The organism is Serratia sp. JSRIV004, from assembly GCF_019968705.1.
Lineage (GTDB): Bacteria > Pseudomonadota > Gammaproteobacteria > Enterobacterales > Enterobacteriaceae > Chania > Chania fonticola_B.
The window spans coordinates 1,264,644-1,274,945 of record NZ_CP074140.1 but is presented as its reverse complement, the minus strand read 5'-3'; the positions used below and the strand labels follow the sequence as shown (position 1 = coordinate 1,274,945).

General features: G+C 57.4%; 8 protein-coding genes. 6 read left to right on the top strand and 2 right to left on the bottom strand.

The annotated features are described in order from the left end of the window. The first annotated feature begins 17 nt into the window (after positions 1-17). From KGP21_RS06005 to KGP21_RS05995, 3 genes are read left to right on the top strand one after another with little or no spacing between them, the layout of a single operon-like run. Positions 18-1,415: a TolC family outer membrane protein gene (locus KGP21_RS06005; protein WP_223498941.1), complete on the top strand. Its 1,398-nt coding sequence runs from the start codon at positions 18-20 to the stop codon at positions 1,413-1,415. Between the two features lie 26 nt (positions 1,416-1,441). Beyond that, positions 1,442-3,580 (top strand): type I secretion system permease/ATPase, encoded by a 2,139-nt coding sequence (locus KGP21_RS06000; RefSeq protein WP_223537504.1) that lies wholly within the window; start codon positions 1,442-1,444, stop codon positions 3,578-3,580. A gap of 10 nt (positions 3,581-3,590) precedes the next feature. After that, positions 3,591-4,760, top strand: coding sequence for an HlyD family type I secretion periplasmic adaptor subunit (locus KGP21_RS05995; RefSeq protein WP_059199880.1), 1,170 nt, complete (start codon positions 3,591-3,593; stop codon positions 4,758-4,760). A 57-nt stretch (positions 4,761-4,817) separates the two neighbouring features. On the opposite strand, the gene dinQ is transcribed toward KGP21_RS05995, so the two are convergent. Next, entirely contained in the window at positions 4,818-4,901 is an 84-nt protein-coding gene (gene dinQ, locus KGP21_RS29715; protein ID WP_363135933.1) for a damage-inducible type I toxin DinQ, read from the bottom strand. Between the two features lie 372 nt (positions 4,902-5,273). Then, a complete protein-coding gene (mltB, locus tag KGP21_RS05990) occupies positions 5,274-6,353 on the bottom strand; it encodes a lytic murein transglycosylase B (protein ID WP_071682374.1) in 1,080 nt (359 codons plus the stop codon). A gap of 267 nt (positions 6,354-6,620) precedes the next feature. Between mltB and KGP21_RS05985 the strand changes: the two genes are divergently transcribed. The 3 genes from KGP21_RS05985 (at position 6,621) to KGP21_RS05975 (ending at position 10,300) form a co-directional block, all read left to right on the top strand. Then, positions 6,621-7,358, top strand: a complete 738-nt coding sequence (locus KGP21_RS05985; RefSeq protein ID WP_059199878.1) for a carbonic anhydrase — start codon at positions 6,621-6,623, stop codon at positions 7,356-7,358. 201 nt (positions 7,359-7,559) lie between these two features. Further along, on the top strand, positions 7,560-8,033 hold the full coding sequence (locus tag KGP21_RS05980) for a (2Fe-2S)-binding protein (protein WP_021179470.1): 474 nt from the start codon (positions 7,560-7,562) through the stop codon (positions 8,031-8,033). Further along, positions 8,030-10,300, top strand: a complete 2,271-nt coding sequence (locus KGP21_RS05975; RefSeq protein WP_371824843.1) for a molybdopterin cofactor-binding domain-containing protein — start codon at positions 8,030-8,032, stop codon at positions 10,298-10,300. Before KGP21_RS05980 ends, KGP21_RS05975 begins: the two co-directional genes overlap by 4 nt. Positions 10,301-10,302 lie beyond the last annotated feature (2 nt).

Below are 10,302 nucleotides of genomic sequence, written 5' to 3'. Positions count from 1 at the left end.
TAGATGTGGTAGCGATAATGAAAAGACACCTTTATGGCATGGATGGAACTCGGCTCACGCTACGGCGTGCGGCCACAATCGGACTGTTTTTGGGCGGATTAGGCGGGCTGACTGGTCAGTCTCTCGCCGCACCGCAGGTCGAATTTAACTGGCAAGCCGCACCAACAGAACGTTCGGTAATGACGCTGACGTTACAGGATGCGATCCTGCGAGCCTTTGCTCGTAACCCGCAGATCGCCCAGGCTTCGGCGCAGATTAACGTGGGTAAGGCCGATCTGGCGCTGGCACAAAGCGCCTGGTTCCCGCAAATTGCCCTCAACAGCAATTTTGGCAAATCCAGCCAGACCGACTCCTCTGGCACCTTGAACAACAACGCCTCGGCAGGCGTAACCCTGAATCAGTTGCTGTATGACTTCGGCAAAACCAGCGGCAGCATTGAGGAACAAAATAACCTCTCCGACGCCTATCGCTACACGCTGTACCAAACCATGACCGAGGTGGGCCAACAAACGCTGCAGGCTTACCTACAGGTCAAGCGCTATCAGGACTTGGGTACAGCGGCGGAGCGCAACCTGGTGTCACTGAACCGGGTCAAGGAAATTGCCGAGCTGCGGGCCAATGCTGGCCTCAGTTCACAATCCGACGTGTTACAGGCGCAAACCCGCATCGCCGGGATGAACGCCACGCTGGAACAGTATCGCGCCCAACACCGTTCGGCCCTGGCGCAGCTTTCCGTACTGACCGGCGTCGTGCCGGATAAATTGCCCGACCTGCCGCAGCAACTGTTGCAACAGAAAATCACCCTCAAGTCGCTGCCCTATCAAAAAAGCAATGCGGTGCTCAGCGCCCAGGCCAAGCAGGAAGCCGCGACCCAGCGCATCCGCCAGGCCGAAGCCCAGCACTGGCCTACCATCTCGGTTCAGGCAGGCCGCACCCGCTATGAGAGCGATGGCAACGATGCCCAATCCTATTGGAACGATCAGCTGCAGCTCGTAGTGCAGGCACCGATCTATCAGGGCGGCGCGGTCAATGCCAAGGTCGATGCCGCCGAGGGCGATCGCCAGGCGGCACAGGCTCAGGTCGAGGCCGCCAAGCTGGATATGAACCAGAAAGCCTCCACCGCCTATGCGGACCTGATCGGTGCCCAGCAGCGAGAGCTTGCCGGTGCACAGCAGTTGAGCAGCGCGGATTACACCCGAAGCGTCTACCAGGACGAGTACAAGCTCAGCAAGCGCAGCCTGAACGACCTGCTCAGCGTGGAACAAGACGTGCTACAGGCAGAAAGCTCACGCGTTATCGCCCTGTACGACGGCTGGGACGCGGCGGTGCGCTACGCCTCCGCGGTCGACAACTTATTGGATATGTTGGGTATCGAGCGCCAACGAGCCAGTGGCGACAGCTTACCGTCGCTGTAGTCTGAATGATTTTGCCAGGAGCGCTTATGTCACAACCTGCTTCACTCGAAGCCTGGATCGCAGCCATGGCCCGAGCGGCCAACGGCTACGGTCTGGCTGTCGATATCAAATCCGTCCGCCAGCAAATGCGCTGGTATGAACAACTGCCAGCCCCGCGCCGCCTGGAACGTCTGGGCCACCTGATGGGGCTTAGCGTCAGCTTGCAGCCACGGGAGAAAGTCCGCTGGCGCAATGAGATCCTGCCCGCGCTGATCGAGATCGACGACGGCGGCCTGATGGTGATCGAATCCCTCGATAGCGAGGGTAAGGCGCTGTATTGGCTCAACGACAGCGGCGACGTGCAACGAGAGGCCGAGCTGGTAGAGCTGCTGCTGAAAGGGCAAGGCACCATTGTGCTGCTGGGGGCGGCGAAGCGCGGGCAGGATGCGCGCATCGACGACTTCGTACAGCCCTATCGCAAACACTGGTTCTGGCAACATTTTCGCGGGGCCAAACGGCAAATCGGCGAGATCTCGCTGGCATCGATCATCAGCAACGTGCTGGCACTGGCCGGTATTCTGTTTTCGATGCAGGTCTATGACCGGGTTATTCCGGCCCAGTCTTACTCCACCTTATGGGTACTGTTCTTTGGGGTGCTGATCGCGGCGGCGCTGGAGTATGCCATCCGCCTGTCGCGCACCGTGATCTCCGATCTGATGGGCAAGAAAATCGACCTGAAGATCTCAGGCATGCTGTTTGCCCGCGCCTTGGCGATCAAAAACGAAGCGCGGCCAAAATCGACAGGCTCGTTTATCTCGCAGTTGAGGGAGATCGATCAGGTACGGGAATTGCTGACTTCCACCACCGTGGGCGCGGCGGCGGATATGCCCTTCGTGCTGCTGTTCCTCGCCATTATGGCGCTGGTTGGTGGCCCGCTGGTGTTTATCCCGATGCTGGCGATCCCGCTGATCGTCATTCCTGGCATCTTGCTGCAATGGCCGATGGCCAAGCTGGCGAAGGAAGGCATGCGGGAAAGCGCTCTGCGCAACGCGGTGCTGGTTGAGTCGATCGAAGGGGTTGAGGATATCAAGGCACTACAAGCCGAGCCCTACTTCCAGCGCCAATGGGAGCAGACCCACGCGGTCAGTGCCAACATCGGTATGCAGCAGCGGCTGTGGGGCGCGCGGCTCAGCGGTTGGGCCTCAACGGTGCAGCAGTTGACCTATGCCGGGATGCTGGTGTTTGGCAGCTATCTGGTGCTCGCGGGCGATATCACGACCGGTACCATGGTGGCCTGTAGCCTGCTTTCCTCACGCACCATCGCCCCCCTGATGCAGTTGACCATGGTGTTCTCACGCTGGCAGCACGCCAAAACCGCCATGACCGGCCTTGACGATCTGTTGAAGAAGCCGCTCGATAAACCGGAAGAGGGCAAGATGGCTCATTGCCCGGTGCTCAGCGGCCATTTCCAACTGCGCAATCTGCAATACAGCTACGACGTGGAGAAAGGGGAAAACTCGATCACCGTCAATAATCTGGAGATCAAACCCGGCGAACGGGTAGCGATCCTCGGCAAGGTCGGCGCGGGGAAATCGACGCTGCTGAAGCTGCTCTCCGGTCAAGCCAGCGCCACCCGGGGCAAGGTGATCATCGACGGGGTCGACATCAGCCATATCGATCCCAGCGATTTACGCCGCCAACTGGGCTTTCTCTCGCAGGAGTCGCGGCTGTTTTTCGGCAGCCTGCGCCAGAACCTGATGCTCGGCCACCCTCATGCTACCGAATCGGAAATGCTTCAGGCGCTGCGGATCTCGGGGGCACTGAGCCTGGTGCAACAAGATGCCGCCAGCCTGGATCGCATTATTCATGAAGGAGGCCGCGGCCTGTCCGGCGGCCAGCGCCAGATGGTGTTGTTGAGCCGTATGATCCTGCGTAACCCGCAAATCGTGCTGCTGGATGAACCCACCGCCTCCATGGATGAACAGTTGGAAGAGTACGTGATCCGCCAGATGCACGGCTGGCTCAGCGGCCGCACGCTGGTGCTGGTCACCCATCGGCCAGCGCTGTTGAAGCTGGTAGATCGCATTGTAGTGCTGGATAACGGCCGCGTGGTGGCCGATGGGCCAAAGGATCAGATCCTGCAGGCAGCCAATAAGCCGATCAATAAAGAACAGGGCGTAGCATGAGGAGCAGGCAATGAGCAATATCACCATGCAAGACGATCTGGCACGCCAGGGGCGGCGGCATTCCTCGGTACTTTGGTTGACGCTGTTGGGGATGATCCTGTTTGTGGTCTGGGCCTATTTTGCCCTGCTCGATGAGGTCACCGTCGGCACCGGCAAGGTCACGCCCTTAAGCCGGGCGCAGCTGATTGAGAGCCTGGACGGTGGGATTATCGACCACCTGTATGTGCACGAAGGGGACATCGTCAACAAGGGCCAGAAACTGGCGCAGTTGGATGTGAAACGCTTCCAGTCCAACTATGGCGAGGCCTTTTCCCGCGTACGCACCCTGCGCGCCTCCGCCGAACGCCTGCGTTCCGAGCTGACCGGCGAGCCACTTCAGTTCAGCGCCGATACCTTGAAGGAGCCAAGTCTGGTGGCCCGTGAACGCCAGCTGTATGAATCCCGCAAGCGCAACCGCGATGAGACCGTCAGCAACCTGCAACAGTCGATGCAGTTGGTCCAGCAGGAGTTACGCATGACCGAACCGCTAGTTGCCAAAGGGGCTGCCGGCCAGGTTGAAGTCATCCGTCTGCGGCGGCAGGTCAGCGAACTGCGCGGCAAGATTGACGAAGCAATTAACCAGTATGCCGTGCGGGCGCGTGAGGAGCAGGTAAAAAACAACGCCGATCTCGACGCCCAGTTAGAGCTGGTGAACGGTAAGGAAGATCAGTTGGATCGCGCCACCATGGTCTCGCCAGTGCGTGGGATCGTGAAGGATATTCAGGTGACCACCGTGGGCGGCGTGTTGCAGCCAGGCGGCAAGCTGATGGAGATCGTGCCGTTGGAAGATCAGTTGCTGATCGAAACCCGCATCAACCCACGGGATATCGCCTATATCCGCCCTGGCCTGCCCGCCACCGTCAAGGTAACCGCCTATGATTCGTCGATCTACGGCAACCTGAATGGCGAGGTGGAGAACGTTTCCCCGGATACCCTTCAGGACGAGGTCAAACGTGACCAGTATTACTACCGGGTTTACGTGCGCACCAAGCAGGCGGAGCTGATGAATAAGGCGGGTAAGAAGTTCCCGATCGTGCCGGGAATGGTGGCCAGCGTGGAGATCAAAACCGGGCAGAAAAGCGTGCTGGATTACCTGATCAAGCCGCTGAACAAGGTGAAAGAGTCGTTGCGGGAACGGTAATTATTAAAGGCCAGAGAGTGGTTAGCCTCCCTGGCCTTATTTACGTTTCCACCTTCATCAGTCGATGAATCTGCGGATCAGTTCCAACAGCGCAACCAGCGCTTTCAGAACGATGAGAACTTTATCAATGAAAGTTTTCATCCGTTACTCCTTAAAAAGGAGTGAGAGCCCCCTACTTGCCCTTACATTGCCTGTTATAGGAGTTGCCCTTCATTGTTAGATATTGGCTGCTTCACTCCGGCTAGAGCACCAGAACCGGCACCACCCGTAACTCTAGCCAGGACTTGAATACGTTCCCTCGCATACCAGAGTTCAACAGCAAACAGAGCTAACCCTCTGATTATATCCGCTACGCGGTAGTTTGAAAATCAATCAAATCCTGCGTATACTGATCGAGTTAGATATTGGCTGTTTCACTCTGGTTAGAGCCACCAACTCAGGCCGGAAAGTAAAAAAACCCGATTCACCATCGGGTTTTTTTACGCCTGAAACTCGCTCAAAAATCAGAAAAACTCACTGCCCGCGCCGAGCCCTGCCCACCGCTTCACCCAACTGCCACACCGCCATCGAATAATGCACGCTGTGGTTATAGCGGGTGATGGCGTAGAAGTTCGGCAGGCCGTACCAGTATTGATAACGGTTGCCCATATCCAGGCGCAGCAGGCTGACCTGCTGATTACCTTCCAACGAGCCTTGCGGCGTCAACCCAGCCGCAGCCAGCGTAGCAACCGAATAATTGGTTTTAAAACCGGTCTCTAAACCAGGAGCCTGGCCATTAGCTGGCACCGCCACCGTTGCCCCACGCGTCCAGCCATGAGCTTTGAAGTAGTTGGCTACGCTGCCGATGGCATCCACCGGATCCCACAGGTTGATATGGCCGTCGCCGTTGAAGTCAACCGCATAGCTCTTGAACGACGAAGGCATAAACTGGCCATAGCCCATCGCACCGGCGTAGGAGCCGCGCAGGGAAAGCGGATCGTCACCTTCGGCACGCGCCATCAGCAAGAAGGTAGCCAACTCACCGCTAAAGTACTCGGCACGGCGTGGGTAGTTAAACGACAGCGTCGCCAACGCATCGATAATGCGCGTTTTGCCCATCACCCGGCCCCAACGGGTTTCCACCCCAATAATGCCCACGATAATTTCTGGCGGTACACCGTAAACCTGATAGGCGCGCTGGAGATCCGCCTCATATTTATTCCAGAACACCACCCCGTTCTGCACGTTATCCGGCGTCAGGAACTTGTTGCGATAGCGGATCCAGGCGCCGTTTGGCGACGTCGCTGGCTTGCCAGCGGGTGCCTGCTTATCCATCAGAGCCACCACCCAGTCCAGCTGTTTGGCCTGGGCCAGTACGTCATGCAACTGCTGGCGCTCAAAGCCGTGCTCCTGCACCATCTTGTCGATAAAGCGCGCCGTCGCCGGATTATTGGCAAAGTCGCCGCCCAACGGATGAATGGCATGCTCCGGTTCAAGCACAAAACCACTCTGCACCAGGCTATCTGGGGGGGCCAGTTGCTCGGTAGGTTTAGGCTCGCTGCTACAGGCAGCCAGCAAAGGGATCAGGGGTAAAAGCGTAACCAGATGACGCATCGGATATCCATATAGGCCAGGCAAAAATAGTTGTCGCTATGTTAAGCCATTGTCTGGCGCGAACAAACAGGAATCTGGTTCCCGGCGGCCTCATTTTGTTCACAAAATATCCAGCTGAAAAGCAAGGGCACATATACACTTACTAGTGCTTACCTTTATCAAGGCGATACCCGTTCAACGCCACTACGCCCGGTTGTTTCATTACCTCTGGGAACTGGCGCAATCAACGTGTTTTCTCTCCAAAACAGCACACGAGGAATAACGTATATGAGTAAGCTCCCCGATCAAGAACCGCCACGCCGTGCCCTGCTAAAACGTACCGCAGCCCTTTCAGTATTAGCTATGACCGGCATTGCCGGTTTCACCGCACCTTCAGTGGCCTTTGCCGCCGCGATGACCAAAGAACAGCGCGATAAAATGACGCCGGACGACATCATCGCCAGCTTTAAACAAGGCAATATGCGCTTTCGGGAAGGCAAAATGCAGCAGCATGACTATGTCGCCCAGAAGCAGGCCAGCGCTCAGGGGCAGTTCCCAGCAGCGGTCATTTTAAGCTGCATTGACTCACGCGCCCCGGCAGAAATTCTGTTTGACGTCGGCATTGGTGAAACCTTTAACGCGCGCGTTGCTGGTAACATTCAGAATGACGACATTCTGGGCAGCATGGAGTTTGCCTGTGCTGCTGCCGGAGCAAAAGTGGTCCTGGTGATGGGGCACACCGCCTGTGGTGCGATAAGAGGCGCTATCGAGAATGTCGAGCTGGGTAACCTGACCGGATTACTCAACAAGATCAAACCGGCCATCGACAAAACCGAATTCAAAGGCGACCGCAGCGGTAGCAACTATGATTTTGTTGATGCCGTCGCCAAAACCAACGTCGAGCTGACCATCGCCGATATCCGCAAAAACAGCCCGGTGCTGAAAAAGCTGGAAGAGGAAGGAAAAATCAAGATTGTGGGCAGCATGTACCATCTGGACGGCGGCAAGGTTGAGTTTCTCGCTTAACCCCTAGGTAACCCCTCACAACAGCGGCGGGCATTGGCTCGCCGCTGCTTATAACTCTTCTTGAGTATCAATGCATTACATCACATTCTGTTTCAATAATTATTCTGCTAATTATTGAAAACCCCTCTTTTGATCAAACAAGCCCCCAGCCATCAACATAGAATTCACAAAAAATTAAACTCATCAAGGATAGGGTTTTACATGGAAATTAAGGTTAATGGCCGTTTGGTCGCACTGAGCAACATCCCACCAGAGACTCCCCTGCTGTATGTCCTACGCAACGATCTACAACTCAACGGCCCCAAGTATGGCTGTGGCCTGGGCGAATGCGGCGCCTGTACCGTACTGATCGACGGCGTTGCGACCCGTTCTTGTTCCACCCCGTTGTCTGCTGCCCAGGGGAAAGCGGTCACCACGCTGGAAGGGCTAAGCCATGAAGGCCATTTACACCCGGTGCAACAGGGCTTTATCGATGAACAGGCCGCACAGTGTGGCTACTGCACCAACGGCATGATTATGACGCTGGTGGCGCTGTTTGAACGCGATCCCCAAGCCAGCGAGCAACAGATCAAAAACGAATTAGCCTTCAACCTGTGCCGTTGCGGTACCCATCTGGAAATTCTGGCTGCGGCGCAACAGGCCAAGCGGCTTCTGGCCGAGCGCGGTGCCCAATGATGGAGATGCAAATAACCCGTCGCCGCCTACTGCAGGCGGGTGGCGTAGTGATGGTCAGCAGTCTGTTACCCTTCAACGCGCTGGCGAGCAGCCCTGCAGCCACTGGTAAAGCGATCCCCCTGGACCGTATCAGCAGCTTTATTGCCCTCAGTGCCGATGGCAAAGTGACCGCGTTTAACGGCCACGTCGATCTCGGCACCGGCATACGCACCTCACTGGCACAGATTGTCGCCGATGAACTGGACGTGGCTTTCGACGATGTCACGCTGATCCTGGGCGATACCAATCGCACGCCCGATCAAGGCCCAACCATCGCCAGCGCCACCATTCAGGTAACCTCGGTTCCCCTGCGTCAGGCGGCTGCGCAGGTGCGACAATTGCTGGTGGAACTGGCCGCTATTGCCTTCAAGCGCCCGGCCACACAGCTGACAACCGCCAATGGCTTCGTGTTTGCCCCAGATGCCCCCTCAGCCCGCCTGAGCTACGCCGAACTGGCGCGTGGGCAGGATCTGCATCTGCCGCTGGACAGCAATGTGGTGCTGAAAAGCCCGCAAAGCGGCCAGTATGTGGGCAAACCGGTGGCACGCGTCGATATTCCAGCCAAGGTTCGCGGCCAACTGACCTATGTGCACGATATGCGCCTACCAGGCATGTTACATGGGCGGGTAGTGCGCCCGCCTTATGCCGGAGCAGACAGCAGTGCACCATTGGGAAAAGCGATGATTTCCGTCGATCGGGGATCCATCGCCCACCTGCCCGGTATTGTCAAACTGGTGGTCATCAATGACTTTATCGGCATCGTCGCCGAGCGTGAGGAGCAGGCGATCGCAGCCATGCGCCAACTAAAGGTGCAATGGCAACCCTGGGCCGGGTTACCGGATCTGTCTTTGGATAAGCTGCACGCGACGCTGGAAGCCATGCCGAAAGCCGAGCGAATTCTGCGCGACGATCCTGGCACCACCGACGCCCTTGCCGCAGTCGCAACGCAGGTCAATGCCGACTACGTCTGGCCTTATCATTTGCATGCCTCTATCGGCCCTTCCTGTGCCGTGGCCGAGGTAAATGCGCATCAGGTGGAAATCTGGTCCGGTACGCAAAACCCCCACGACCTGTGCAAAGACATTGCCAAATTGCTTGGCCGTGAGCCGGAGCAGGTGCATATCAACCGCATGGAAGCTTCCGGCTGCTATGGACGTAACTGTGCCGACGACGTTTCTGCAGATGCGGCCTTACTGTCACATGCCACCGGCAAGCCAGTGCGGGTGCAGTTGATGCGCGAGCAGGAAGCGGGTTGGGAACCAAAAGGTACCGGGCAATTGATCCGCGTTCGTGGCGGGCTGGATGCCAATCATCAGGTCGCCGCCTACGAGCTGAGAACCAGCTATCCCTCCAACAATGCCGTCACCCTGCCGCTGGTATTAACCGGCATGGTTGCCAATCGGCCAGACGTACAGCAGATGGGGGACCGTACTGCCGTGCCGCAATATGAATATCCGCATATGCGGGTGATTGCGGAAGATGCAGCGCCCATCGTGCGGGCTTCCTGGATGCGTGGCGTGTCGGCGCTGCCGAACGTGTTTGCCCATGAAAGCTGGATCGACGAGTTGGCCTACCTCGCCAAACAGGATCCGATCGCCTATCGGCTGCAATATTTAACCGATCCGCGCGCCATTACGTTGATCCACGCGCTGAAAAAACAGGCCAACTGGCAGGATGGCCCCGCCCATCATAATCCGGTGGTCGAGGATCAAGAGGAGGTCAATGGTCGAGGTTTCGCCTATGCCCGTTACTTCCACAGCAAATTCCCCGGGTTTGGTGCCGCCTGGGCGGCCTGGGTCTGCGATCTCAGCGTTAATCGCCGCAACGGGCAGATCACACTGAACAAGATCTACGTGGCCCACGACTGCGGGCAAATCGTCAATCCGGCCGGGGTGCGCCATCAGGTGCATGGCAACATCATCCAGTCGGCCAGCCGGGTCCTGAAAGAGTTTGTCACTTTTGACCACAGCGGAGTGACCTCACTGGATTGGGGCGGTTATCCCCTACTACGGTTTGACGAACTGCCAGAGGTGGATATCCAACTGCTGGATAACCCGCATGAACCGCCGATGGGAGCAGGGGAATCCGCCTCCGTACCGAGTGCTGCCGCCATCGCCAATGCGTTATTTGATGCGCTGGGCGTCAGGCTGCGCGAAGTCCCCTTCACCCCGGAACGGATCCTGAAGGCTTTAGCTACCGCCACCTCTTCCAGCCATGCAAACGGGTAACA

What these genes read in the sequence shown, in the direction of transcription:
- KGP21_RS06005 (WP_223498941.1), top strand. Translation starts at nt 18, where the DNA reads ATGAAAAGACACCTTTATGGCATGGATGGAACTCGGCTCACGCTACGG.
- KGP21_RS06000 (WP_223537504.1), top strand. Translation starts at nt 1,442, where the DNA reads ATGTCACAACCTGCTTCACTCGAAGCCTGGATCGCAGCCATGGCCCGA.
- KGP21_RS05995 (WP_059199880.1), top strand. Translation starts at nt 3,591, where the DNA reads ATGAGCAATATCACCATGCAAGACGATCTGGCACGCCAGGGGCGGCGG.
- dinQ (WP_363135933.1), bottom strand. Translation starts at nt 4,901, where the DNA reads ATGAAAACTTTCATTGATAAAGTTCTCATCGTTCTGAAAGCGCTGGTT.
- mltB (WP_071682374.1), bottom strand. Translation starts at nt 6,353, where the DNA reads ATGCGTCATCTGGTTACGCTTTTACCCCTGATCCCTTTGCTGGCTGCC.
- KGP21_RS05985 (WP_059199878.1), top strand. Translation starts at nt 6,621, where the DNA reads ATGAGTAAGCTCCCCGATCAAGAACCGCCACGCCGTGCCCTGCTAAAA.
- KGP21_RS05980 (WP_021179470.1), top strand. Translation starts at nt 7,560, where the DNA reads ATGGAAATTAAGGTTAATGGCCGTTTGGTCGCACTGAGCAACATCCCA.
- KGP21_RS05975 (WP_371824843.1), top strand. Translation starts at nt 8,030, where the DNA reads ATGATGGAGATGCAAATAACCCGTCGCCGCCTACTGCAGGCGGGTGGC.